At 65.9% G+C, this 24,987-nt stretch carries 18 protein-coding genes and 1 pseudogene; 5 read left to right on the forward strand and 14 right to left on the reverse strand.

Annotated elements, in window-relative coordinates; all coding sequences use genetic code 11:
- Window positions 1-15: 15 nt before the first annotated feature.
- From CWT12_RS09355 to CWT12_RS09365, 3 genes are all read right to left on the reverse strand, one after another.
- Window positions 16-2,088, reverse strand: coding sequence for a DUF6541 family protein (locus CWT12_RS09355; protein WP_237564123.1), 2,073 nt, complete (start codon window positions 2,086-2,088; stop codon window positions 16-18).
- 26 nt (window positions 2,089-2,114) lie between these two features.
- The gene (locus CWT12_RS09360) at window positions 2,115-4,076 is read right to left on the reverse strand and encodes a DUF6541 family protein (RefSeq protein ID WP_161924587.1); all 1,962 of its coding nucleotides are present in this window, start codon (window positions 4,074-4,076) and stop codon (window positions 2,115-2,117) included.
- Window positions 4,077-4,213: 137 nt separating this feature from the next.
- The gene (locus CWT12_RS09365) at window positions 4,214-5,509 is read right to left on the reverse strand and encodes a nucleotide sugar dehydrogenase (protein ID WP_161924588.1); all 1,296 of its coding nucleotides are present in this window, start codon (window positions 5,507-5,509) and stop codon (window positions 4,214-4,216) included.
- A 102-nt stretch (window positions 5,510-5,611) separates the two neighbouring features.
- On the opposite strand from CWT12_RS09365, the gene CWT12_RS09370 reads away from it, so the two are divergent.
- Together CWT12_RS09370 and wecB are read left to right on the forward strand one after the other, a co-directional pair.
- Complete coding sequence (locus tag CWT12_RS09370) at window positions 5,612-6,769, forward strand: glycosyltransferase (RefSeq protein WP_161924589.1); 1,158 nt, start codon at window positions 5,612-5,614, stop codon at window positions 6,767-6,769.
- A gap of 14 nt (window positions 6,770-6,783) precedes the next feature.
- Complete coding sequence (gene wecB, locus CWT12_RS09375; RefSeq protein WP_161924590.1) at window positions 6,784-7,848, forward strand: non-hydrolyzing UDP-N-acetylglucosamine 2-epimerase; 1,065 nt, start codon at window positions 6,784-6,786, stop codon at window positions 7,846-7,848.
- 2,223 nt (window positions 7,849-10,071) lie between these two features.
- Here wecB and CWT12_RS09380 read toward each other — a convergent pair.
- The 6 genes from CWT12_RS09380 to CWT12_RS14040 all read right to left on the reverse strand — a co-directional run bounded on the left by CWT12_RS09380 (window position 10,072) and on the right by CWT12_RS14040 (window position 17,185).
- Window positions 10,072-10,794 (reverse strand): hypothetical protein, encoded by a 723-nt coding sequence (locus tag CWT12_RS09380; RefSeq protein WP_161924591.1) that lies wholly within the window; start codon window positions 10,792-10,794, stop codon window positions 10,072-10,074.
- 429 nt (window positions 10,795-11,223) lie between these two features.
- Window positions 11,224-13,350: a DUF6541 family protein gene (locus CWT12_RS09385; RefSeq protein WP_161924592.1), complete on the reverse strand. Its 2,127-nt coding sequence runs from the start codon at window positions 13,348-13,350 to the stop codon at window positions 11,224-11,226.
- A gap of 50 nt (window positions 13,351-13,400) precedes the next feature.
- On the reverse strand, window positions 13,401-14,522 hold the full coding sequence (locus CWT12_RS09390; RefSeq protein ID WP_237564124.1) for a glycosyltransferase: 1,122 nt from the start codon (window positions 14,520-14,522) through the stop codon (window positions 13,401-13,403).
- Window positions 14,503-15,801 (reverse strand): glycosyltransferase, encoded by a 1,299-nt coding sequence (locus CWT12_RS09395; RefSeq protein ID WP_161924593.1) that lies wholly within the window; start codon window positions 15,799-15,801, stop codon window positions 14,503-14,505. Before CWT12_RS09395 ends, CWT12_RS09390 begins: the two co-directional genes overlap by 20 nt.
- 86 nt (window positions 15,802-15,887) lie before the next feature.
- A complete protein-coding gene (locus tag CWT12_RS09400) occupies window positions 15,888-16,862 on the reverse strand; it encodes an oligosaccharide flippase family protein (RefSeq protein WP_237564125.1) in 975 nt (324 codons plus the stop codon).
- Window positions 16,863-16,891: 29 nt separating this feature from the next.
- A complete protein-coding gene (locus CWT12_RS14040; RefSeq protein ID WP_237564126.1) occupies window positions 16,892-17,185 on the reverse strand; it encodes a hypothetical protein in 294 nt (97 codons plus the stop codon).
- Window positions 17,186-17,283: 98 nt separating this feature from the next.
- On the opposite strand from CWT12_RS14040, the gene CWT12_RS09405 reads away from it, so the two are divergent.
- Window positions 17,284-18,432, forward strand: coding sequence for an asparagine synthase-related protein (locus CWT12_RS09405; protein ID WP_161924594.1), 1,149 nt, complete (start codon window positions 17,284-17,286; stop codon window positions 18,430-18,432).
- Window positions 18,429-18,863, forward strand: a complete 435-nt coding sequence (locus tag CWT12_RS09410; RefSeq protein WP_161924595.1) for a hypothetical protein — start codon at window positions 18,429-18,431, stop codon at window positions 18,861-18,863. The genes CWT12_RS09405 and CWT12_RS09410 overlap by 4 nt, the downstream gene beginning before the upstream one ends.
- Before the next feature lie 60 nt (window positions 18,864-18,923).
- Here CWT12_RS09410 and CWT12_RS09415 read toward each other — a convergent pair whose 3' ends face one another.
- The 5 genes and pseudogenes from CWT12_RS09415 to CWT12_RS09435 all read right to left on the reverse strand — a co-directional run bounded on the left by CWT12_RS09415 (window position 18,924) and on the right by CWT12_RS09435 (window position 24,143).
- The gene (locus tag CWT12_RS09415) at window positions 18,924-19,925 is read right to left on the reverse strand and encodes a glycosyltransferase family 4 protein (protein ID WP_161924596.1); all 1,002 of its coding nucleotides are present in this window, start codon (window positions 19,923-19,925) and stop codon (window positions 18,924-18,926) included.
- The gene (locus CWT12_RS09420) at window positions 19,925-21,328 is read right to left on the reverse strand and encodes a glycosyltransferase (protein ID WP_237564127.1); all 1,404 of its coding nucleotides are present in this window, start codon (window positions 21,326-21,328) and stop codon (window positions 19,925-19,927) included. Before CWT12_RS09420 ends, CWT12_RS09415 begins: the two co-directional genes overlap by 1 nt.
- Window positions 21,325-22,332 carry a Gfo/Idh/MocA family protein gene (locus CWT12_RS09425; RefSeq protein WP_161924597.1) on the reverse strand — a complete coding sequence of 336 codons (1,008 nt, stop codon included), beginning with the start codon at window positions 22,330-22,332 and terminating at the stop codon, window positions 21,325-21,327. Before CWT12_RS09425 ends, CWT12_RS09420 begins: the two co-directional genes overlap by 4 nt.
- Window position 22,333: 1 nt before the next feature.
- Window positions 22,334-23,463: pseudogene (locus CWT12_RS09430) on the reverse strand (DegT/DnrJ/EryC1/StrS family aminotransferase).
- Complete coding sequence (locus CWT12_RS09435; RefSeq protein WP_161924598.1) at window positions 23,463-24,143, reverse strand: acyltransferase; 681 nt, start codon at window positions 24,141-24,143, stop codon at window positions 23,463-23,465. The pseudogene CWT12_RS09430 and the gene CWT12_RS09435 overlap by 1 nt, the downstream one beginning before the upstream one ends.
- 102 nt (window positions 24,144-24,245) lie before the next feature.
- On the opposite strand from CWT12_RS09435, the gene CWT12_RS09440 reads away from it, so the two are divergent.
- A complete protein-coding gene (locus CWT12_RS09440; RefSeq protein WP_161924599.1) occupies window positions 24,246-24,953 on the forward strand; it encodes a glycosyltransferase family 2 protein in 708 nt (235 codons plus the stop codon).
- Window positions 24,954-24,987 lie beyond the last annotated feature (34 nt).

The raw sequence follows: 24,987 nt of genomic DNA on the forward strand, positions 1-24,987 counted from the left end.
CTTGGGGGCTCACTCTCACTCGGCGTCGCAGGCGGTAATGCGCCACAGCGTCGCGCTGTTCTGTGAGTCCACTTCCTCCAGCGCGCTGCGCGGCACCCGAGCCAGCGCCTCTCCCCACAGGGGCTTACGCACACCCCCGGTAAGTCCATCAGGCTCGGCGTCGTCGCTGTAGTAGTACTCGACGCCGTACCGGTTCAGGATCTCGCATACGCGCGGGTCGGTCTCAATCTGGTCGGCGTTCTCCCCGAGCCACCGCAGTTCCGCGGTCGAGGGCCGCGGGCGGGAGGGGTAGAGCACCTTCGTCCCGGTGACGCTCCACAGGTATGCGCTGCCGTTGGAGGGATCCCCCAGGACGACGGCGTCGTCGGGGAGCGCGCCGCCGATGCGACGAATGAAGTCGAGCTCACCGGCGGAGAGCATGGCGCCGTAGGAGATGCGCTCCGGGTCGTGAATCGCCTCAAGCAGTTCTGCGCGCAGACCCCAGCGCCAGCCCGGGGCAGCAAGTAGGGAGATGACCAGCAGCGTCGCCGGGACGTGCTGCCGCACCAGCGTAAGCCCGCGCCCAACCGCGCTGGCAGGTGCGCCTTTCGCCGCGCCCCAGCGCCGCTGCGCCTGCTGAATGCCGAAGGCCGCGAGCACCAGTACTCCCAGCGTCAGCAGGGGCATGATCCGGGCCCGCTGGGTATACCAGGGGCCGGCGAGGGCGCGCAGCGGCCATGCGGGGCCGGAGGCGAGCAGCAGTAACAGCAGGGAGATTCCCGTTCCCACTGCCCAGGCGCGCACGCTCGTGTCCCGGCGCCACGCCGCGGCTCCCCATACCGCTAGGGCGAAGACGAGGGCGTTGCCCGGTATCCAGGGCGTGAAGGTGGCCAGGAGGGGGTGGTCGGTTACTACGGCGAACAGGGTCTCCCAGATGTTCCCGGCTGCACGGGGGTAGTTGAACACTGCGGCAAGAGGTCGGCGCATGGTCCACGCCCCACCGGCCAGGAGGAGCAGTAGCAGCGCCCCCGAGGCGGCGATGGCCACCCGCACGCCCACTCCCCTGCGCCATACGCTCCGCCATGCCGGGACTCCGGCCGCCACAACCACGGGCAGGCCGAGCACCGCCAGGTTGAACACGGCCGCACCGTGGGCGATCAGTACACCGAGGCAGGCCCCCAGGGCCAGTATCCAGGCGGCGGTACGCTCCCTCGCACCCACCTTGCCCGACCGCACTGCGCGTACAAGCAGCGCCAGCGCGCCGGGGAGCATCACCACTGACATGCCGTAGGGCCACACGCTGGTGAGCAGCAGAAGCGGCGACACCACGGAGCCTGACAGGGCGGTGCCGACCGCGAGGACCGAGCCGGCTCCGGGAAGGACTTCGCGCAGTAGCGCCGCCACGCCCAGCGGCCACACCAGCGCGGCGAGGACCACCACCAGCAGGTTCGCCCCGGTGATGACGTCGCCAGGCAGCAGCGCGGCAACCGCGTGCCATCCGGTCGGGTAGTACACCGCAGTGCCGCCATACATCGGTGCCAGTCCGCCTAGAAATGACGCCGTCCCGGTCTCCCGCACGTAGGCGGTCGCGGAAAGGTGGAATACGGCGTCCGAGGCCTGGGCGGGGTTGTCCCAGGATCCCGTGCCCAGGGCCGTCGGGATGGCGGTGAGGCCTCCCGCCAGGGTGATGGCGGCTAGGAGCAGCAGCCGCTCGCGCCGCGGCAGGCGGTCCCGGTCCAGGGTGTCCGTCCCCCTGGTATCCCGGCTCGTGATGGTGACGGGCAGCGGCAGGCGTCTGAGCGCCAGGCCGACGGCACAGGCGGACGCGAGCAGCAGCATCGGCCAGCCGGTCAGCAAGGCAGTGGGCTCCCAGCGCTGCCCCGTGCGCTGGGCGAGCAGCGTCGCCGTCCCCAGTACGCCGAGAGTCAGCGACGGTGCGCTTCCGACTGCGGTTACGCCTCTCGCGCCCCAGCTGCGCGCCAATAGCCAGCCCGGTACCAGTAGCAATGCCGCCGCGGCTGCCGCAGTCACGGGTGCCGACGCGCTCGAGACTGCGACCGCGGCGGGCACGGGCACGACCGCTGTAGGCGCGGATGGCAGTAGGTTCATACTCATCCCGGTTGCTGCTGGCAGCCTCAGTCGCAGGCGGTTAGCCGATACAGGTGCGCCGTGTCCAGTACTGCCACGAGCTCGAACCCGGCGGTCAAGTCTACCTCATCGTATCCGGGGAAGCGCATCCACCGCTCCAGATCGGAGATGTCCGAGTCCTCGTAGTAGTACGGCGTACCGCCGATCCGGCGGACGATTTCACACACCCGCGGATTGGTGTCGATCTCATCAAAGTGCTTGGCGATGAACTTCTCATCGGGGGTGCCGGCCGGACTCCACGAGCGGTGCACGCTGGTCGCCGGGGTCAGGACGGGGATTAGGCCCGCGCCGGACTGCGGAAAGCCGTAGACGACGGCGTCGTCAGGCAGCTGCGCACCAACGGCTTCCATGCGTAGCGCCTCGGCATCGGTCACCCACGGCGGGTGAATCAGGTAGACGTAGCCCCGGGTCGTCAGCTGGCGGAAGACACCGGTGTTGGGCGCGCACACTCCCAGGAGCAGGGCCAGGGCCACGGCCCCCGCAACCGGTCCGGCGATCCGGCGTGCCAGTGCTGACCGCTGCGGCCGACGCAGCAGTCCGTGCAGCCACAGCACGACTGCCTCTAGGCCGAGCGCGCCGAAGAACGCCAAGGGGATCACCTCCAGCGCGAGGAATCGGGGGTAGTCCCGCCACCATCCTCCGACCAGGGCCCACCATGGTCCTTCCGGAAGCCCGGTGATCCACACGCACAGCACCGCAGCCGCCAGAGCCGCCGTCGGCACCTGCCCCACCCTACGGCGGAACAGTATTAGGCCGATAAACCCCATGACGGCCAAGGGCAGGTACGCCGCCGGGGCGAGTGGCACTGGGGAGACTTTCGCCACCACGTCGTTGAGCAGCACGGGCGCGAGGAATCGCGACCATAAGGGGATCTGTCCGCGGTCGAAGGAGCCCATGGCCTGCAGCGTGGGGATTCGCGTCATCAGTATCAGAGGCAGGCAGGCGACCAGGGCCAGAACGAAGACCGCGGCCAGGCGCAGGGGCCCGCGCGAGATGCTGCGCGCGCGTGGGGCGAGCCGCATGAAGCCCAGTAGGCAGCCGACCTCCACCGCCCATTGGCCGGCCCCGGGGCTGGCAAGACCGATCCCGAGCACCATTACCGCCACGAGCAGTAGCGCACGCCAGTCCAGGCGCCTGCGCCAGAGCAGCACAACCGCGGCCAGGGCCGAGGGAACCAGCGCAATCGCGAATGCCCCGGAGGCCTGCGCGCTGAAGGTCAGCATGAGGCCGGGGAACCAGGGGGCGGCCAACGCGAGCCACGGCGCCGCAATCCGCGCGATGGTACCTCTGCTGGCGGTCGCCGTGAGCATGCCCATGCCCGTGGGGAAGAGAACGGCGAACAGTGCCACGGCCATGGCATTGAACACGAAGGGCGTGTTGGCAAAGGGTGCCAGGAATACTGAGAACGCGTGCCAGGCGGTGGGGTAGTTCCCACCCGTCACGGGTATGGCGGCGGTGAGCATGGAGGCGTCACCGCTGCGTTCGATCTCTGCGATGAGGTTCAGCTGCACCATCGCGTCGGTGTTCTGCAGCAGGGCGTCGGGCCTTCCAACCGCCCTGGCGAAGAGCGCCACCTGCGCTCCCCCCGCGGTGACCGCACCGAAGACCGACGCGGCCAGTGCGCGTGACCGACGTGCTTGGCAGTCAAAGGCCTCGGCCTCCGGCTGACCCGCGTCTGTGGCTCCCCGCCGTCGGCGCAGGGCCGCCGCCAGGGCGCCGGCACCACAGATCGCGGCAAGCAGTGCTACAGCGGTCCGCGCGTCCCACGCGATTCCGAGCCGGGACATGACCACTGTGGCCACGCCCACGATTGCGACCGTTACGGCGGGGCCGGCGGCGATTGCCAGCGGCCGCTGAGTTCCCGCTCCCGCCAGCAGGGTCGCGCCGGGAACTGCCACCAGCAGGCTTACAACTGCCGCTGCGAGCACCAAGGTCACCCAGCCCACCATGGGTATTCCTCCTCGTATGGGAGAACTCGTGCCGGTGGGCCCGGGTGCGGGCCCACCGAACCGGAATTCTGAAAGACCGCCGTAGGGCTCAATGAACCACGCGGTCCACGCCTATGCCGGGCGGCGCATGATGCGGGTTACTTGCCCCCGCCGATGGTCAGGCGGGGGGTGCCCGCCCACAGGGCGGCGTCGGTGGCACGGCGGCCGTCCAGCAGCAGCCGCACGCCGGGCAGGTCCGCGGGGGCGAGGGTGGTGTACTCGGGGTGGTCGGCCTGCACGATGGCGACGTCGACGGCGTCGCCGAGGTGGTAGGCGTCCCAGCCGAATCCGGCCAGCTCGGCGTCGGTGTACATGGGGTCGTGCACCAGCACCTGCGCGCCCTTGGCGCGCAGCGCCTCGACCGTGGGGAACACACCTGAGAAGGCGGTCTCCTTGACTTTGCCGCGGTAGGAGGCGCCCAGCACCACCACGCGCAGGCCCTTCAGGTCACCCAGCAATTCCTCGGCACGGTCGACCACGTACTGCGGCATGGTCGCGTTGAAGGACCGGGCGGTGCGCACGATCGAGGCGTCCGGGTCGGTGGACAGGTACAGGCGCGGGTAGACGGGGATGCAGTGGCCGCCCACGGCGATGCCGGGACGGTGGATGTGGGAGTAGGGCTGGGAGTTGCAGGCATCGATGACGCGCTGGATGTCGAAGCCGGCCTTGTCCGCATAGACGGCGAACTGGTTGGCCAGGCCGATGTTGACGTCCCGGTAGGTGGTCTCGGCCAGCTTGGCCATCTCGGCGGCCTCGGCGGTGCCCATATCCCACACGCCGTTGGGGTGGGGCAGGTCGTCACGCTCGTCAAAGTCGAGTACCTGCTCGTAGAAGCGGATACCGGCCTCGGTGCCGACCTCGTTCAGGCCGCCGACCAGCTTGGGGTAGCGGCGCAGGTCGGCGAAGACCCGCCCGGTCAGCACGCGCTCGGGGCTGAACACCAGGTGGAAGTCCTCGCCCTCCTTCAGCCCGCTGATCTCCTCGATCAGCGGCTTCCAGCGCCCGCGGGTGGTGCCCACCGGCAGGGTGGTCTCGTAGGAGACCAGGGTGCCGGGTGTCAGGTGCTCGGCCAGGGAGCGGGTGGCGGCGTCCATCCACTCGAAGTCGGGCTCCCAGGTCTCGTCGTTGACGAACAGGGGCACCACCAGGACAACGGCGTCGGCGCCGGGGATGGCCTCGGCGTAGTCGGTGGTGGCACGCAACGCCCCGGCGGGCACCAGCTGGGCCAACCGGTCGGCGAGCTCGGCCTCACCGGGGAAGGGCTCCCGGGCGGCGTTAACGGCCTCGACAGTGACGGGATTCACGTCCACGCCGATGACCTCGTGCCCCTTTCCGGCGTACTGGACCGCCAGGGGCAGACCGATCTTTCCCAGGGCGACGACGGCGATGCGCATGCGGGTTCCTTCCTCAATCGACCTTTCGGTCCGACCATCGTAAGTCATCCCAGTCACGCGTATCGACCGGCAAGCGTGAGACGCCTGCCCTAAGATGCCTTTGTGAGCCAACGCCCCGCTATCCTCGTGATCTCCTTCTCTCCGATCGCCCGTGACGCCCGCGTCCTGCGCGAGATCAGCGCGCTTGCCGAGGTCGGCGAGGTCACTAGTGTGGGGTACGGCCCCACGCCACCCCACGTGGTCAATCACCTGCAGATACCGGACTCCGCACCGTCCCTGCCGCAGACTCCCGCCGGAGTGCTGAAGCTGGCCACTCGCCGCCTGCGCTCCGCCGAGACTGCCGCACCCGCGGCACGGGCTGCTATGCGCCTGGTGGGCAATAGCCGCTTCGACATGGTCGTCGCCAATGACGCGCGCGCGATCCCCACGGCCTTCGCTGTGGCCCATGGCGCTCCAGTGTGGGCGGACATGCACGAGTGGGCACCCGAGGAGCGCACCCATGTGACCAGCTGGCGCCTGCTTGTGGCTCCCCTGATGGACCACATCTGCCGGACGTATCTCCCGCGCTGTGCGGCCGTGACGACCGTCGGCGGAGAGATCGCGGACCTGTACAACCAGCGCTACGGCGTCGCCCCCAGGCTGGTGCGCAATGCTGCTCGCTACGCAGACCTGTCCCCCTCCCCCGTTCTGACCGAAGGTCCAATTCGCCTCGTGCACTCCGGCGGAGCAATTTACGGCCGCAACATCGAAGCGACTATCGACGCAGTCAAACAACTTGACGAGCACTTCACCCTGGATCTATATCTCGTTGCCGGCGGAGACAATGGCGCCTACCTATCCGCGCTCAAAAAACGTGCCGCAGACTGTGAACGCATCGTCTTCCGCAACCCGGTGCCGCCCGAGGAATTGCCCGCCGTTCTGAACGAATATGATGTGGGCGTATTTTGGATCCCACCGTTCAACACGAACGCACGTCTCACTCTCCCCAATAAGATTTTCGACTTCATCCAGGCACGCCTGGCCGTGGCCGTGGGGCCAACGGTTGAGATGGTGCGAGTAGTTAAAACCTACGGCGTCGGGGTCAGTTCCACAACTAACGATGTCTCTGACATCGTCGCCACCCTGCGTGCGCTGACGCCGGAGAAGGTAGCCAGCTACAAGCACGCCTCTGACCGCGCTGCCCATGAGCTGAGCTTCGAGCACGAGAAGCAGACTATCCACGCCATTGTCAGTGAGCTGACAGAGTCCACCGTTAACTAGCCGCAGGAGCCCCCATGCGAGTCATGTCCGTCGTCGGCGCACGCCCACAGTTCGTCAAACTGGCTCCGATCGACCGCACCTTTAAGGAAGCCGGAATCGAGCACGTGATCGTGCATACCGGCCAGCACTACGACCCCATGCTCTCCGACGTGTTCTTCTCGGACCTGGGCATCTCCGCACCGAACCACCATCTGGGGGTCGGTTCGGGTACGCATGGGCGCCAGACCGGCGCAATGCTGGCCGCCCTGGATGGAGTACTGGAGGGAGATCGCCCAGACTGGATGCTCGTCTACGGCGACACCAACTCGACCCTGGCCGCGGCGCTTGCCGCAGTCAAGATGCACATTCCGGTCGCGCACCTGGAGGCGGGCCTGCGCTCCTTCAACCGACGCATGCCGGAGGAGATCAACCGCGTGCTCACCGATCACGCTGCCGATCTCCTACTCGCACCAACCCAGGTGGGGATGGACCACCTTGCCGAGGAGGGGCTGGCGTCCCGTTCCGTGTTGGTTGGCGACGTCATGACCGACGTTCTCTACAGGGTGCGTGACGAGGTCGCCGCGCAGCCCGGGTGCGCCATCATGGACGAGCTGGGACTGGCTGCGGGAACATACTCCGTGGCAACCATCCACCGTCCGGACAACACTGATGATCCGGCGATTCTCAACACGGTACTCGATTCGCTGGGAGCGGTTGACCACCCTGTAGTGCTGCTCGCCCACCCCAGGCTGGTCGCGAAGTGCGAGGCGGCCGGGATCTCGATCGACCGGGGGTCACTGCGTTCACACCGGCCGCTCGCCTATCCCGACCTCATTGCCTCGGTGATGCACGCGCGTGGCGTCATCACAGACTCCGGCGGCTTGCAGAAGGAGGCGTTCCTACTGCGTGTCCCGACCACCACAGTGCGCCCGCAGACCGAGTGGGTAGAGACGGTGGAATTGGGGTGGAACGTGTTGGTGGAGCCCGGTCCCGACCTGGTAGCCGCAGCGCAGCGCCCGCGGCCCGCGGAAACAAGTGCTGTGCCATACGGCAATGGCCAGGCCGCGAAACAAGTTGCCTTGGCTCTCACCGATGCTTAAAGTACAGCACGATGACCCGCAGCCCCCGCACGCTATTTATGAATAGCGCGCGGAAAACTCACGTCACATGCATTCTCAACCAAGACTGATTAGTTTTCCCTTCAGAGGAGCGCGTTAGCTTGAAGACGATCAAGGCGGTTACTGTAACTTCGGTGCTGATTGATGGGTTGAGTGTCGCCGTTTGATGGCTTTAAAGCCCATGAGCAGGGCGTTGGCTCTTTCTACGGGGCCCGCAGGCTGACCTAGAACTAGTTGTGGGTCTTCGAGTCGGGGTCGAGCTTGGAGCCCCTGGTGGGCGTATTTAGGCCGATTTCTGCGCCCGCGTACCCCTCGTCGCCCCATGTGGGCATCCCGTATGCGACGCAAGGGCACAGCGCTGGCAGCGCATTGGTCATGGCGAGAGTGATAGGGGCGGTGGAGCCCAGACCGACAGGAAAACCGCAAATGCCCCGCACCAGGAACCCAATGGACCTATCAGCGCTTGCACGTTCCCGCCACAGGCCCTGTACTTGGCGGCGCACCACAGGCGGTAGCCGGTATCCGAGTCAAAGTCGGCAACCCAGTAGGTTCACACCAGGGTCCCGTCCTTTGGCACACGAACGGCACGCCCTTGCCCTTCAGGGTGTGTAGCACGTCAGGCGGCTCAGGAACTACGTCAAGGGATCGCGGCTGGTATCGGTACGCGATAGCGGGCGAGACTCTTACATATCGATTCACGGCCGCCACGCTTGGAGCCTGGATAAGCATCACGGCAATGATCTTGATTGTCTGAGTCCGGCGAGTGGCGGCCCTCTGCCAGGACTTGGCGTCGTGACGGCATCCGTGTGCGCTGGAAAAGCATGAGACGATGCGAGCGATGGAAGCGTGGACGCCCGTAGGTGCCACCATGGGACAGCCACACGAAGCCCTTTGCGAAATTGCTTATCACGATTGAGCCACATGCCGCACGCAGGTCCCGCGTGCACCCACACCAACGACACACCCACCTTCCTGCACAGCCCCCCCACCCCCCGCATCCTTACCCCTGACGAGAAACACTCTATATTCATGAGGCTGCAGGTATCGTGGCAGGAGAGCATAGGGGGTGCCCCCTTACCGCGGGTACTTATTGGCCAACAAGCCCGTGAGAACAGTCCATCAGCCGTGGCTGCCGGCACGAAACTCGGCCTCAGACTCCCTTGCGGGGAGTCCCGAGCGGTCGGCCGCCGCGCCCCTCCGCCCCAAGGACCGCAAGCGACCAGACCGAAACAGCTCGGCGTCAATTCAGAAGAGCTCCTAATCGGCCCGAATACACCCCGTACACGGCCAAGACACCCTCCTCGTCCCCAAGCTCACCAGCGCTGAAGGGCACTCAGAACAAAAGGGCATCATCAGCAGGACTGCACCTAACGATTACGACCGTCCAGCCCGAACATTGCCACATGCACGGTAGCCCATCCCGAGGCGCTCATCGCCAAGTCCGAAGAGCCCATACTTATATCCGCTGCACCATCGGTGCAATTAGTCCTCGGTCGACGCCTGGCACGTCTCGGAAGTAGCTAAAAAAAGACCGATTACAACCTTCCCAATAGCGACCACAACCACACTCGCACCCACACTCATTCGCGCGCCCGTGAACACACCTCAAATGCCGACACGCAAAGTCAGACGAATGAGAGTTGCCCCAGCCAATCGTCCACCTTTCGCGCTAGCCGACCTTGGCCTTTCCGTTCCATGCTCGCACACCGGACAGCTGAGTGAAGCTGTAACTGCAACTTCCGGTCGTAAGACCCGTGACAATTCCATACGCAGTAGCTCCGCCTCTACCATCGCCGTAGTAACTAATGCCACCGGAGTCACCGGCTCGGAAACCGTTGCAGTCTGCAACGCCGTCGCGATTGACGTCATGTATGGCGTTCGTCAGGTGCCCAACTGTGGTACTTCCCACCTTTCGCGTACTATTCGTGCTTCGGACAACATACCTGCAAGTCGCTCCTGTGGTTGACCCAGACGCACAGAGTTCGCGGCCAAGCGCCCTCCGGCCGAAGTCTCCACCGCTGATAGGTAGTGACGACGACGAATTGAGCTGTGCGTTAAACACCCGTAGAGCGTAGTGTGATCCCCGCAACAATTGCCAGTCGCCGTATTTGTGCGCGGTTCCAGTCCACGTGGTCGTGTACAGGCTGCCGACGAAGTTCCCGTTACCTCCATTCCGCCAAGTCCCTTTTCCGCAATGCCCGGCCGTCAGCACGTAGTATTTTCCTCCGATTTCGATGGGCGCCCCAAGCTGCATCGGGTGCCGTTGCTCAGCACGATCGCACCGCCCGCGTAGAAATACGAGCTGTCGTTGAAACGTGTCTTGGCCTCAACTTCCGGTTCACCGGGAGTCACGCGCACTCCCACTCCAATGTCCCCCAAGGAGTCAAGTACGCTGTCTTCGAGGTCATCGAAGTCGGACTGATTACCGTCTTGACGTGAGTCTGCCGGGTGGTCACCCTCTGAGATGGTTACCTCAATGCCGTCTCCGATGGGGTCAGGAGCGACTGACTCGATGTGCAACGCACCCCAATCGCGGTTTAAAACCTGTTCTTCTGCAGCCCTGATCTGTTCTGGCGAATTCTCATTCACGACCGCCCGTATATGGGTCGAATCGGCGGAAAGCAACTCATCCAGGCCCGCAATGTCGAGCGAAGTGACGAACACTTCGACTACCTGCCGGTCTGATGTCAGTGCGACTCCGAGAACGGTATCGGGGTGGGATTCCGCAAATTCTTCCGCTCGGTTGGCAAGCGCTGCAACCGTCGAGGACTCCGAGCCATACCACAGGCGTTGGCCAAACTCATCGACGACGTTTACGCCGACATCATCGGGACCACTGACGTCATCGGCCGCTACGGCGGAAGTAGTAACTGCTTGGAAGCATAGTGCGACAGCAAATGCCGCTGCCAGGGACGTAAACGTACGCATGATCGGGTCTCCACGTTGATTCCGGCATGTCAGGGATTGTGAAGCAGCGTACATCGGCTATGAGGCCGCAGTCAAGCCCTCGGCGCGACTCATCTCAGCTGCTCGTGAGAACCGCAGATGGTGGCGACAAACGGCGGCGGGTCGGCTGGTGCGGGCCAGGGTGGAGATCGCAGGAAGTGCGCGGAGCGTGCGCCAAGGCGCCCAGAGAAGAACGACAGGGGGAGGATACCGAGGCGAGTCGTGCGTGGTCACCGGTCGGCTGCCGAGTGGGCGCAGGCGAGCACGCGGTGCGACACATACCGCTACAACCACGAGGAGCGGCGTGATACGGGCGTACGCATGAGGCGCGACAGGACAACCTGCCCGGAGTCACTCCCGCACAACACGGGTAGGCCCATACCACCGAACACCCAAACCGTAGGAGCCGCTCTAGGGTTCAAGAATCAGCCTGCCTTCCTCATCGAAGACATTCACCTCTCCATCCGGTCCGTACACCGGCTCGTAGGGCGTGTTCAGGCCCCAGGGATCACGCACGAGAGAGTCCGGCGAGTCGAGCTCGCCGCACGCAGTTATGCGCCATACAGATGCAGTGTCCCCGCTCGCCACAAGCTCGAAGCCGGTGGAGGTGTCTACCCCGTAGAGTCCGGGGGCGCGCTCGGCGACGTCCACCCCTGGGACCGTTCCCGAGTCGTCGGCGTAGTAGTAGCCCACGCGATAGTGCCGTATAAGCTCGCAGACTACGGGATCCTCGCGGAGCTCTGCGAAGTGCAGTGCCAGGTAATGAGCATCCCAATCCAGGGAGCGGAAGGTAATGTGGGGGAACACCGAGCGCAGACCGCCTAGAACCTCAACGTACGCCGCACCAGCAGCTGGGTCGCCGAGCACCATTAGAGACGGGTCCGTCCTGCCACGCAATGACTGGATCATCCGTACCTCGTCGGCGCTCAAAGTGCGCACCAGCGCATTACTGCCTACCTCGTAGGAGCTCTCGCTCACGCTCCGACGCGCAGCATCCGCACCGACACCTCCCACCAGAAGGATCGCTGCACAGGCCGCAGCGGTGACCTCCGCAGTAGCCTTACGGCGGGGAGCGGAAGCATGCTCGGCAACAGCCCCGGCACAAGTCTCCACCGCTACGACCGCCAGCAGTGAGATTGACGGAATAACCAGGGGTATGATGCGGTACGGATCGTTATACCAGAGCCCCGTGAGCGCAGTAAGAGGACCTAGCGGCAGGTAAGCCGCAACCAGTAGAACCATTGGCAGCAGCCAAGCGCAGGCAATCCATCGCCATTCTTTACGGCGCGCTGCGATTGCCAGCCCCGCGGCGGTCAGCAGCAGCTGTAGTGCAAGCGCTAGCCGGTACCCCAAGTAGCCGCTGCCCAACGGCCAAAGCGTGATCATCGCCTGTATACGCCGGGGTAGGTTCGAGACTCCGGCGTATCCCTCACGAGCAAGACGCGCCATCACGCCCGGCTCGAGTATCAGCAACCCACCCACAAGCAGAACTGCGAACACGCCAAAGGCAACCAGGAGCAACGTCCCGCGTCGTCTTCCAAGACGGCGCAATATGAAACCCGCTGCGACCTTCGCTATGCCGTACAGGAGCGGAATACCGGTGAGAAGGACCGAGAATACGGCGGATGGATACGTGGCGATCGCCCCTCCCAGAGCGATCATAAAGGCGACGAGCGCGATGACGGCTCGTCGCCTTCCCGCCGTGCCGGTGAGGCGGAGCATATGCATCGCCCGGCACAGCAACGCGAGCATAGCGGGAAGGACCGCGTACCCCAGAGCATTGGGCCACAACTGCCGATAACCGAGCATGTACACTGGAAACGCCGGAAGCAGAGCCGCCGTCAGAGGCGCGATTACCGGAGCCCACCTAGAGGTGGGGAAGGCCTCCATTGCAAGAGCAGCTATGCCGAGCGTCCATATGACGGGGGTGAGCGCGACCAGCGTATTGGTCACTGTTACCACGTGCGCGGGGCCGGCGACGGCGGCAACGATGGCATGCCATACCAAGGGATAGTATGCGGGGATTGCACGCAAGGAGAACGACCAGGAAGCACCGGTGAGCAGGGAGGCATCACCGGTCTGTGTAATGACCCAAGCAAGATTGTAATGGAACACCGAGTCTATCTGCTGGGCTGGCAGCTCCGGATTCCACTGGCTAACTATTGGTGCTGCAATAAGAATACCTGTCATGGTCGCCGCCAGCAGCGCCATGCCCGCCGTACCGCGCCTCCGCTGCGATAGTTCCTCCGGTAAGACCGCGGGCAGACCGCCTAGAACGAGCCGCGCAGTCAACGAGACGACAAGCACGTACAGCACCAGACCGATTACCAACGAGGTGATCGTGTAGCGCACGCCCGTCCAGGAGTAGACCTGACCGAGCAAGGCAATCCCGGCAAAGGTCACTGGCGGCGCTGCCGCCACCGGCAGCACGCCCCGATATCCTAGAGCGCGCAACGCCGCCCAGCCCGGCGCGAACACCAACCCGATGAGGCCGATGAGGTGGCCGGCATTGTGCAGCCACGGCAGGAGAACTGACATGAGGAACTTTCTCTTGAAATGAGGTGGCCGCTAGAACACGTACCAGCGGTTCAGAGCAGTGCCTCCAGGCTCTGCGGCGACAACGTTCTGGCGGCGTCCCGCGCCCGGTCCGCCCAGGTATTGACTCGTGCAGCTGCTCGGGCGGCCGCAGCTCGCTCCGCAATCTCCTCCGGAGCTTCCTGCAGGTGGGCAAGCAGGGAAGCAATCTCATCCCGGTCATAGTCGACCACCCACCCGGCACCATTGGCCTCGACGATCCTGCCGGTCTCGGTGCCCCGTGTGGCGATCACCGGCCTACCGTACGACAGATACTCGAAGAGTTTCACCGGCACCGCGAAACTCCAGTATTCGCTAGGGCGAGCGGTAAGTACGCCCACACTCGCGCGTCTATACACCGGCGCCAACTCATTCGCCGCAAGATGACTCACCCTGATTTGCTCCGCAGAGAGTTCAGGGTTCGCAGCCACCGCCGTCTCCCACAACGGTTTTCGAGTGACTAATTCCAACTGCGCACACGGGATCGCAACAAGAGCGGAGAAGAACACGTCAAGGTCGTAATGGCCGCCTAGACCTCCAACATACACCAGGTGCAGCGTTCCATCTACAGGCGGCAATGGTTCCGAACAGTCGGCCTGTCCAGCCGGAGGTAACGGCGAGCATACATCATCATCCAAACCAAGAACATCAGCCATCGGCCTCGACGGAACAAAAAAGTTGACTCCGTTACGACGATATCCTACCAAGTCCGCCTTCTGTAGCGCAGGGACAATCGACCCACGCAAGCCCGACGCCCTCCCGAACGCGAAACGCCAATAGGCATCTCGATAAAACACGCCCACCGGCACTCCAGCATGCCTCATCGCCCGCATAATGCGATAGTCGAGCAACGGAGCGACACCGGTGCGCACGCTCGTAGCCAGTACGTTGGGCTGAGTCGAATTCTCGCTGTACAGGAATGCGGGCCGGTCACCGGCGGCGATTCGCGCGCGCAGGGCAGCGAACGCCCTACTCCGGCGGCTAACCGAGCCAGAGAGGTCAAAGACCCTGTAGCCGATCTGCGCAAACGCCTCCCGCATGCGCAGCGGACGCAGCCGGGACGCCGAAGTCGGATCCGGGTCCAGCGGGTACGGGGCGTGGAAGACCATCCACGGCCTATCGCCTTGCGCGCTCATGCCGCATCCCCCGCCCGAGCCGGCTGGCGAGCTGCACCAACCGCTCGGCCATGTCGCTGTACTGCCGATCGGCATTGAATTCCTCGTCCCAGGTGCGCACCGCCTGCTCGCGCATCCGGGCGAAGTCGCTGGCAGATGCTCCAGCAACCCCCGCAATCGCATCCGCGAGGTCGTCTCCAGTGGCGTCAGCAGGCACTAGCCTCCCATTCACTCCATCATGGACTATCTCCTTGGTGCCGCCCACGTCCGTGGCGACAACCGGCAGCCCAGCCGCCATTGCCTCCATAATCGATACCGGGACGCCTTCTCCCGAAGAGGAATTGACAAGCACCGTAAATCCGCCTGCCTCTAGCAGGGAGCGTATACGCGAATTCGGTTGGTACCCCATGAATTCAACCTGCGCGCCAGGCGCGACTGTTGCGGTGTACTGCCTTATCGAACTCAGCCTCGCCTCATCCCGTTCGCCGATATGCGTCCACCGAACCTGCAGGCCCCGACCACTGAGCGCCCCTACTGCGTCAGCGATTCGGTCCACGCGCTTGTACGGGGCTAGATGCGAGCAGCTGACTATATGAATCGGCTCCCGGCTACAGTCTCCCCTTCCACCGGCAGGCACCCCCAGGTGGCGTATTTGCAGGTTAGCGGTGCCTGCGCCGAGGTATGGTGTCAGGAACGACGCCGCATAGTGGGAGATCGGATAGACCTCATCCAGCCCTCCGACCAGCCGACGGCGAGCCGGCAGGTGGCCCTGGGGCTTGTAGGACTCGTTGACATCATAGGCGTGCGCGCGGGACACAGCGGCTACCGGGGCGTCATGGGTGGCCCGCAGCATCTGCGCCATTCCAGCACCGTAGTAGAGCCAGTAGCCGTAGGCGACTAGCGGTCTCCCGGCCAGACGTTCGCGGTACAGGCGCGCACGGGTAAAGAGCTCGAAGCGGTGCAGCACATCAACAGCGAAATGCAGTTCACGGACCGCACAAGCTGCCGAGCGGCGTGTGTTCCCGAGCTCGATTCGCCCAGGTCCTGCGATGAGCCGGGGCATGTGCCTAGGCAGGCGCTGCTTCCAGCTCCGGCCGTCCGCTAAAGGGAGCAGGACAGCGGAGACGTTCTCCGGCAGCTTCCGCGTCTTGGATGCGCCTACACCGGCCCGCATCGGAACCACCCAGACCTCGGCGAAGCGCTCGGCTAGGTAGCTGATCTCCTGCTCGAAGAACTCCTCCCCGACATCAAAGGGGTAGTTGTCGGTGAAGACGACCAGGGGAACAGGTGACTTTTTCACGTGGGCCCTCCCGTGCGGCGGCATTATGTGAGCGCAGACTGCGGTCGCATTCTCGCATACGCAGCGTAAGCGAGCTGGTAGTTCCGTCATCGTACGTCGTCGCGTCCGCCCGTGCGGTCATAGCGCCGGGCGGTCAGCAGCGCCATGCACAGCATGACGACCAGCATCACTGCCATCAGCATCCCCAGTACGTACACGGTCTGCATGATGGGCAGCGGGCTGAGCCAGAGCCATGTCAGCGGGACGGCGCAGTAGACCACAGCAAACGCCAGCAGTCGGCTCTGCTGCTCGGTCACCACGAATATATTAGAGATCGGCGAGGTGAGCACGTTCATGAACAGCCACGGCGTGAGCGCGCGTGCGTAGTATCCGGCATCGTCCCACGTGGGCCCGAACACCAGCGGGAACAGCCAGGGCGCCAGCAGGTACAGGAGCGCGAAGGGCACAATCGCGGCCAGGAAGGCGCGCCACAGCACGGCCCTTACCAGAGGTGCCATGGTCCCCGGCTCTGCGTCCGACAACTTCTTCAGGAACACCTGGGACACCGACCCGGAGATAAGGGAGACAGGCACCTGCATGGTGCTCCAAGCGAGCTGAAACTGCCCCAGTGCCGCCACCGATGCCGCACCAATGAACAGGTTGATGCCGTTGTTGCGGATCGAGTCCACGAAGACGTTGGGGCCGTTAAGTAACGGCATCTTCCAGTACCGCCGCATCATCTCGCGCATCGTCGGCGCCTCGGGGTCCCTCGGCTCATGCAGTTCGGGAACGCGGCGCTCCAGGAAGACCAGGGTCAGCAGCTGCCCGGTGATTGTGCCGATGATGATCGCAGAGAGCCCACCGTGCATGATCAGCCCCGCCACAAGTTGACAACTAGCAACCGCCGTATACTGGAACACGCGGTTGCGAGCGATGTCTCCGAACCGACCCTTGCGGGTGAGCCAGTACTGCACGTTGGTGATTTGCGCTACCAGGAAGACGGTAACGCCAGAGATCATAAGCCACCACATCAACTGCTCAGAGTGGTGGTAGTGGTCACGCAGTACGGTTGCGCCGACCATACAGACAAGTGAGGTCAGCAGGGAGCTGACTACGATGCATCGTCGGGACAGGCGCTCAAGGACCTTAGCCGAACGATCGTCCTTGGGAGCACCACGGTCAAGTCGAAGCGCAGCGCGGCGAAGGTGATGACAAAGCCAGTGATGGATCCGTAGATCCCGAACAGGCCCTTGTCCGTGTCCGAGTAGACCCGGGCTATGAAGATCTGCAGGACAAAGGTGATCGCCTGCGCGGTAGCCGTCCCTGACACCAGGGTGAGGATGGCACCCAGGACGGGGCTCCCAGTCCGCAGCCTTTCCCACCTGTCACGCAACCGCTGTACCATGCGGGTATTGAATCACGTCGTGCCTCTCCCACCGAGCATGCCGCGAGCCTCACGTATCACACGGCCTCGCTTCACACCCCGACGGCTTGAGGAGCCCCATGGAGAACTTCCGGATGATGCTCACCTCTCCGCTGTGGACCAGCACGCCTACAGCATCGGAGTGGCTGTGGCGTCCGGTGCGCGACTGGGACAACGAGGACACTGTGAACAGTGTTTCCGCTGCCGCGCCATCCGATCGGCGCGGTCAGTGGACCGTCGTCACCCGCCAGGGCCGGGACCTCCGCATCGACACCGACCGCCTGCGCTCCCACCACCTGCTGTTCACCTATGTAAACGGCCAATGGATGGTTAGCGATGACCCGGAGTCACTTCGCAAGCACTCGGGTTCCTGGAGCCGCGATGCGGAGGCCGCAGACGTGTTCCTCCACACCGGTTTCGTGGTCGGCTCCCGGACCCTGGTGAGCGGCGTGCACGCGACACCAGCGGCCTCAACCGTGGTTCTGCACCCTGACGGTACCTGGACGTGCAGCCTGTGGGACTCTTTCGGGTACAGCACCAACCCAATCACCTCCGCCGCAGAGTTTGACGAGGCCTTCGATCATGCCCTGGACTTGGCGGTGACCCGGTTGCTTGCGCACGCCGAAGGCCGGCAACTGGTACTCCCGCTATCGGGCGGGCTCGACTCGCGGCTGCTGGCCGTCTGGCTCAAGCGTCTGGGCGCCCCCCGAGTAATCGCCTATACCTACGGCAAGCCCAGCTCCCGGGAGATCTCAATTTCTCGGGCCGTGGCACAGGCGCTGGGGATCGACTGGTTCTCAGTGGACCTAGACCCCTCGCGAATCGCGCAGCGCTGGCACACCGCCGCCGGCGCTCACTTTCAGGGCGCCACCTGGGGGCTCACCTCACTCCCCCACGTGCAGGACTGGTACGCCCTGACCGTAATCAGGGAAGACCACCTGGTCGACGACGACGCGATTATCCTCCCCGGGCACGCAGCGGTCCGGACACTGCACGACACCGGCTTGCTGCACTCATCCCCTCGAACGCTCAAGTGTTCACCGCCATCGCCCGCCGATACGCGGTGCTCCAGGGTTCTCCCGAGGCATACCGCGCGCTACCGCTCCTGCGCGAGGAGATCCGGCGCGCGGAGACAGAGGCGCCGCTGGACCGCGAACGCGGCGTGCAAGGGTTGCTGGCATGGTTCAATCTCAGGGAGCGGCAGGCAAAATACATCAACAACTCCATGAAGGCCTATGAGTTCTTCGGCTACGACTGGGCGCTTCCCTTGCTGGACTCCGAGGTGTGGGACTGCTGGCTGAACGGATCGGAGGAACTGACCGCGAACCGCGACTGGTACGCCCGCTACACCGGCGCCCACTATGCTCGCGTGACGGGACAGGAGCAGGAGCTGTATCGGGCGCCCAGTGTGTCTATGCCCGCCGTCCCCAAGCGCGCGTTGCTTGCCGCTATGCGCGCCGCTGGAGCCGACCGGCTGCTATCACGGGTCCGCTCGGTACGCACCATGCTGGATCACCCCATGGCCTTCGAAGCCTTCACCGAGGGGATTCCGCGTTCAGAACAGGCCTGGCGCTTCGCCCGGGGAACCACGTCACTGGGCCTGTGGACACAGCTGTTCCTGGACAACCAGTGGGGCACCGATCTAGTACCGTCGTCCTGACTAATCACCCCAGGCGCTCGCGCGCCTAGGCCTTGGCATCGGCATCAGCAGCCTCGGCGTTCAGGAGCCACTCACCAGCGCGAAGCGTTCCTGAAGCCGTTCAACAGCTCGCGCAGGCGAGTGGTTGGCCTCAACCCACTCTCGTCCGCCCTGCACACGCACGCCCGCTAGCGCTTCACGAACTCCCTCCAACGTGGTTTCCAGCAGGCGCTCGGGAGCCGTCACCCCACCGAGCACGGGCACATCACGCGTCGTTGGATGCGATCCGTCGTACCAGCGCGAGTTCAGCGCCATGACCGTGGTGGTGCCCGTGGCAATCGCCTCAAGCTCGGAAATACTCATGTACCCGGACATTTGTCCCACGGCCAAGCTGCCGCTTCCCAGCCACCGCGCATAGTCATCGTGAGTCATCCGCTGCCGTAGCACCACACCGAAGTCCCGCGCCGCGGTAGCGGCGTTCTCACCCCAGTCCAGGCCTTCAAGCACTATCTGATCGCCGTATTCATCACGCAACGCGGCCAGGAGCTCAAGCTGCATGTCCCCTCCTTTAGCCGCATCCCACCGGGAGGGGAAGAGTATGCGTGGAGGCGCCGCGGCGGTATCCACAGCTCTCGGCAGCTCGCCCACGTCTACGATCACGGGTTGGAGCGTGGCTGCGGGTGCCAGATCCAGTACGTGCTCGGCCAGGTCAGGGGTTGTGTAATAGACATCCAAGGCCTCACGTACAGCGCGCTCTACCAGGTTTGTGTATGCGGGCTCGTAGCGTCGTACACGGATGTCCGTTCCGTGCAGGTGCAGCACATAGGGACGGCGCAGCCACCGTGTATGCGCAGTCACCGTCGCTCCGTGAATGTCAAGAAGATCCGACGCCAGTGCTCTGCGTGCAAGCCCCGCCTCCCAGGCCGCCCCGCGCAACGCGCGGCGCAGCGCGCGAGTACGCGGCGACCAGCGGGGATCAACCCGGGCAGTGTCGTACAGAGTCCAGTCAAGACCGATGCTGCGAGCCTGGCGCACCAGTGCGCTACCTATCCGAGCGACGTCGTTGACATGCAGAACCTTCACTAAGCCATTCTCACATGCCACGACGGGCCTGCGGAGAACACCTCCACAGCCAGCTCCGAGTCTTTGCACCCTGGTGTGCGGCAAATAGGCGCACACCAGGGTGCAAAAGCTCGCATCAGAGCAGAAAGTCGCTTGTCATTCCGCCAGCGGCACCTCCGCCGCCGCCACCTCGGCCAGCAGCACCTCGGCCGCGTCGCGCAGGGCTGCCCGCATGGAGCGGTTGTGCATGACCCATTCCCGACGGCGATCCGCCGCCTCGGCCCGCTGCGCCTCACCCGCCCGGGAGGCCCCAGGGCGGCCAGCATGGCGGCGGCCACCTGCTCGGCGTCGTAGTCACTCGCCCAGCCCAGGGCGTTGGCGGGCAGGTCGGTGCGCGCCGGCCCGGGTCCGGCGTAGACCACCGGCGTGCCGCAGGCCAGGGCGGCGAAGATCTTGGTCGGGTAGGCGAAGTCGTAGCCGAGGCCGGGACGGATGGATACCACCGAGGCCACCGCCCCGCGCTGCCAGGTGGCCGCCTCCACCGCAGGAACCAGGTCGTGAAACTCCACGCGCGCATCGCCGCCCGCCAGATCCTTCAGCGCCTGCCAGTCGCTGCCCTGCCCCAGGAACACCAGCCGCGCCTCGGGCTCCTGCCTGTGCACCAGGCGCAGCGCCTCGATGAATACACCCGCGCCCTGCCACTCCGAGGCGGTGCCGGCGTACAGGAAGTAGGGGGCCTGCGGCGCGTCGGCGGCGCGCGGGCCGGCGGGGGTGAACACGTCGGTGTCGATGCCGTTGGGAACCACCGTCACCGCCCGGGCACCCAGCTCACCCACCCGCTCGGCGACGCCGTCGTTGACGGCCAACACGGTGCGGGCACCCCGCAGCACCAGGCGCTCCACTCCCCGCAGGGCACCAACCACCCAGCCGGGGGCGCCGGTGGAGGCCGCGGCGTCGGACCACACGTCGGCGGCGTAGTAGGCATAAGGAGCGCCACGCAGGGCGGCGGCCACGCGCACCACCGCCCCGGTGGTGGGAGGCGGCTCGGCGACGATCAGGTCCGGCGCGGGCCCGGCCAGCAGCCGCGCCGCGAGCGGGATGTCGAAGCTCAGGTACTGGGCGTAGCCGCGGATGTAGCCGCTCTCGTCGCGCAGGGCCGGGGCGGAGCGCACCGCCACGCCTGGGTCGGCGGGGGCGCTCATACCCGGCGGCGTGGAGGTCAGCACCGTCACTCGTGCGCCGGCGCCGGCCAGGGCGCGGGCCAGTCCGCGCAGCCGTAGCGCGGCGGCGGCCGGCTCGGGGGCGTACAGGCGGGTGGCCAGCACCACCCGGGGGCCGGCGCCGCCCGAACGGGCGCGCAGAGCCGCGGCCGCGAGCGCTGCACCCGCGCCCGCGGCGGCCAGGGCGAGCAGACGGCGGTTCACAACTGCACCGCGCGGCCCTCGGCCGCGGAGGTGAGCACCGCCTCCACCACCCGCAGCGTGTTTACGCCCTCGGCCATGGTGACATGCTCGCTGCCCACCCCGCGCACGGCGTCGCGGAAGCGCTCCTGCTCCAGGGCCAGCGGCTCCCGCTTGGGGATCGCGTAGCGGATCACGTCGCCCTCGGAAACGCCGCGGAAGTTGGCAACCTGGTCCCACCCGGAGGTGACGGTGCCGTTGGCGTAGAACGTCAGGTCACCGGTGAGCGTGTCCGCCACGAAGGCGCCCTTCTCCCCCGTGACGATGGTGACGCGCTCCTTGAAGGGGGTCAGCCAGTTGACCACGTGGGACACGATCACGCCGCTTTCGAGCAGACCGGAGGCAACCACCATGTCCTCGTTCTCCCGCCCGGAGCGGTGGGCCACCTGCGCGCTGATGGAGACGTACGGGGAACCGGCCACCCAGGCGGTCAGGTCGACGTCGTGGGTGGCCAGGTCCTTGACCACGCCGACGTCGCTGATGCGCGCCGGGAAGGGCCCCTGGCGGCGGGTGAGGACCTGGTAGACCTGGCCCAGCTCTCCGGCGTCGAGCCGCTCCCGCAGTGCCCGCAGGGCCGGGTTGCAGCGCTCCACATAGCCGACGGCGCCCACCAGGCCACGGGAGGCGAAGGCGTCACGCACCCGCTCGCCGGCCGCCACGGAGTGGGCGATGGGTTTCTCCACCATGGTGGGCACACCCGCCTCGGCCAGCGCCAGAGCCACCTCCTCGTGGTAGACGGTGGGGACGGCCACCATGGCGGCGTCCAGGCCGGCGTCGATGAGGGCATGCACATCCGGCAGCACCGGCAGGTCCCCGGCGACGCCGAAGCGGTCGCCGCCCGGGTCCGCGACCGCGACCAGGTCCACGCCCTCGGTGGCGCGGATGACGCGGGCGTGGTGACGGCCCATGGAGCCCAGGCCGATCAGGCCCAGACGCAGCGGGGAGGCGGTGGTTGCGTTCTCGCTCATATCAGGCACCCGCCTTCACGACGGCGGCCACGGCCTGCACGATGCGGTCCAGGTCCGCCTGCGACAGTGACGGGTGCACCGGCAGAGACAGGCACTCGCGTGCGACCAGCTCAGTATTCGGCAGCTCGAGCCCGGGGCGTAGGGGGCCAAGGACTCCAGGCGGTGGTTGGGAATCGGGTAGTACACCCCGGTACCCACCTGCCACTCCTCGCGCAGGGCGCTCTGGGCGGCGTCGCGCTCGGCCGTCGTGGCCCCCTCCAGGCGGATCGTGTACTGGTGGTAGACGTGCCGGTAGCCGTCCGGGACTTGCGGGGTGAGCACGCCGGGGACGTCGGCCAGTCCGGCGTCCAGGGCGGCGGCGTTGGCGCGGCGGGTCTCGGTCCAGCCGTCGAGCTTCTTCAGCTGCACCCGGCCGACGGCGGCGGCCACGTCCGTCATGCGGTTGTTCAGTCCCACCAGCTCGTTGGCGTACTGCTTCTCCATGCCCTGGTTGCGCAGCAGGCGCACGCGGCGCGCCAGCTCGGCGTCAGAAGTGGAGACGATGCCGCCCTCCAGGGTGGTCATGTTCTTGGTCGGGTAGAAGGAGAAGGAGCCCCACGCCCCGAAGGTACCCACGGGCTTGCCGTTGATGGCGGCGCCGTGCGCCTGGGCGCAGTCCTCGAAGACCGCCAGGTGGTGGCGGGCGGCGATCGCCATGATCTCTTCCATGTTCGCCGGCAGGCCGTACAGGTGCACCACCTCGATGGCGACCGTGTTGTCGGTGATGGCAGCCTCAACGGAGGCCGGGTCCAGGGTGAAGGTGACCGGGTCGATGTCGGCGAAGACGGGCTTGGCGCCGGTGATGGCCACGGAGTTGCCGGTGGCAGCGAAGGTGAAGGAGGGGACGATCACCTCCGGGACGGCGCCATCGGCCTTGAGGTCGCAGGCCAGCGTGGCCAGGTGCTGGGCGGAGGTGCCGGAGTTGACGGCGACGGCGTGGACGCCGGCAACCACCTGGGCGGAGAACTCCTCCTCGAAGGCGGCGACCTGCGGCCCCTGCACAACCATGCCGGAAGCCATGACGGCGTCAACGGCGGCGCGCTCCTCGTCCCCGATGATCGGCTTGGCAGCGGGAATGAACTCGCGTGACATCAGTGGGTGACCTCCCGGATCGTGTTTTCGGAACTGTTGGGCGCAAGTGTTTCTTCGTACAGCGCGCCGGTTGCGGGGCAGCGCCACCGGCGCGTGCCCGCGGCGGTCGGCTCGGCGTCGTTCTGGGCGGAGGGGTGCCGGGCCTCATCATCGACGGGCACGAGCGGCTCGCCGGCCCGCCCCACCCAGCCGATGCGGCGTGCGGGAACCCCGGCGACCAGCGCGTGCGCGGGCACGTCCTTGGTAACGACAGCACCGGCGGCAACGGTGGCCCAGGCGCCGATTACCACGGGGGCAACACAGACGGCGCGCGCCCCGATGGAGGCCCCCTCCTCCACGGTGACTCCCACCGGCTCCCAGTCCGAGGCTGACTTCAGGGAGCCGTCCGGGTTGACGGCACGGGGGAAGTGGTCATTGGTGAAGGTGACAGCGGGGCCGACGAACACGCCATCGGCCAGGCGCGCCGGCTCGTAGACCAGGGCGTAGTTCTGCACCTTGCAATTGCGGCCCATGCGCACGCCCTCGCCGATGTACGCGCCACGGCCCACGATGCAGCCCTCGCCGAGCACCGCGTGCTCACGCACCTGGGCCAGGTGCCAGATGGATGAGCCGTCCCCGATACTCGCCTCGGGCGAGACGTCGGCGGAAGGGGCGATCCGGGCGGGACTGGCCGGACTCATGGCGGCTCCTGACTGGTCTGGCTTCTGACGTGCGGGCGGACACCGATCCTTCGGGCGGCCCTGCGTCGCCATCCTAGGCCAAGGTTGTGCGAGAATGCGGCGGTGACATCCGCTGAAGGCTCCCAGACGCGTTCTCCCGCGCCGGTAACCGATGCCTGGCTAGTTGTGCCCCTATACAACGAGGGCCAGGTTGTGCGTGGCGTGATCGAGGAGGCGCTGCGTGTCTTCCCCCTGATCGTGGCGGTGGACGACGGCTCCCAGGACGACTCGGCCGCGCAGGCGCAGGCGGGCGGCGCCGTAGTCGTCCGGCATCCGCTGAACCTGGGCCAGGGGGCCGCCCTACAAACGGGCATCACCTACGTACTGGAGCGCACCGACGGGCGTTACGTAGTCACCTTCGACGCCGACGGCCAGCACTCGGTCCAGGACGCCGCCGCCATGGTGCAAGCCGCGAGGCAGGAGGATCTTGCCTTCGTTCTGGGATCGCGATTCCTGGGCAATGCCTCCCCCGTCGGCTGGCTCAAGCGCCTGGTACTCAAAACGGCGGCGCTTGCCGCCTCACGCACTACCGGCATGCACCTGACCGATGCGCACAACGGGCTGCGCGTGATTCGCCGCGACGCCGCCGCGCAGCTCGACCTGCGGCAGAACCGGATGGCGCACGCCTCGGAGATCATCCGCCAGCTCGGCGCGATGCGACTGCCCTGGCGGGAGTTCCCGGTACACATCGCCTACACCGACTACTCCCGCGCCAAGGGGCAGTCCCTGTGGAACTCCGTCAACATCCTGGTTGACCTGCTGTTCTCGTAGCCCCGCGCCCCTGGCGGGTCGCTGAAACTGCCAT

This window comes from Actinomyces sp. 432 (genome assembly GCF_009930875.1).
Classification (GTDB): Bacteria; Actinomycetota; Actinomycetes; order Actinomycetales; family Actinomycetaceae; genus Actinomyces.

Bases quoted from the DNA above. Each gene is read 5' to 3' on its own strand.
- CWT12_RS14040 (WP_237564126.1), bottom strand. From the start codon at position 17,185: ATGGTACAGCGGTTGCGTGACAGGTGGGAAAGGCTGCGGACTGGGAGC.
- CWT12_RS09400 (WP_237564125.1), bottom strand. From the start codon at position 16,862: ATGGTCGGCGCAACCGTACTGCGTGACCACTACCACCACTCTGAGCAG.
- wecB (WP_161924590.1), top strand. From the start codon at position 6,784: ATGCGAGTCATGTCCGTCGTCGGCGCACGCCCACAGTTCGTCAAACTG.
- CWT12_RS09360 (WP_161924587.1), bottom strand. From the start codon at position 4,076: ATGGTGGGCTGGGTGACCTTGGTGCTCGCAGCGGCAGTTGTAAGCCTG.
- CWT12_RS09385 (WP_161924592.1), bottom strand. From the start codon at position 13,350: ATGTCAGTTCTCCTGCCGTGGCTGCACAATGCCGGCCACCTCATCGGC.
- CWT12_RS09380 (WP_161924591.1), bottom strand. From the start codon at position 10,794: ATGCGTACGTTTACGTCCCTGGCAGCGGCATTTGCTGTCGCACTATGC.
- CWT12_RS09435 (WP_161924598.1), bottom strand. From the start codon at position 24,143: ATGAGTCCGGCCAGTCCCGCCCGGATCGCCCCTTCCGCCGACGTCTCG.
- CWT12_RS09410 (WP_161924595.1), top strand. From the start codon at position 18,429: ATGAAGGCCTATGAGTTCTTCGGCTACGACTGGGCGCTTCCCTTGCTG.
- CWT12_RS09365 (WP_161924588.1), bottom strand. From the start codon at position 5,509: ATGCGCATCGCCGTCGTCGCCCTGGGAAAGATCGGTCTGCCCCTGGCG.
- CWT12_RS09405 (WP_161924594.1), top strand. From the start codon at position 17,284: ATGGAGAACTTCCGGATGATGCTCACCTCTCCGCTGTGGACCAGCACG.
- CWT12_RS09390 (WP_237564124.1), bottom strand. From the start codon at position 14,522: ATGAGCGCGCAAGGCGATAGGCCGTGGATGGTCTTCCACGCCCCGTAC.
- CWT12_RS09355 (WP_237564123.1), bottom strand. From the start codon at position 2,088: ATGAACCTACTGCCATCCGCGCCTACAGCGGTCGTGCCCGTGCCCGCC.
- CWT12_RS09425 (WP_161924597.1), bottom strand. From the start codon at position 22,332: ATGAGCGAGAACGCAACCACCGCCTCCCCGCTGCGTCTGGGCCTGATC.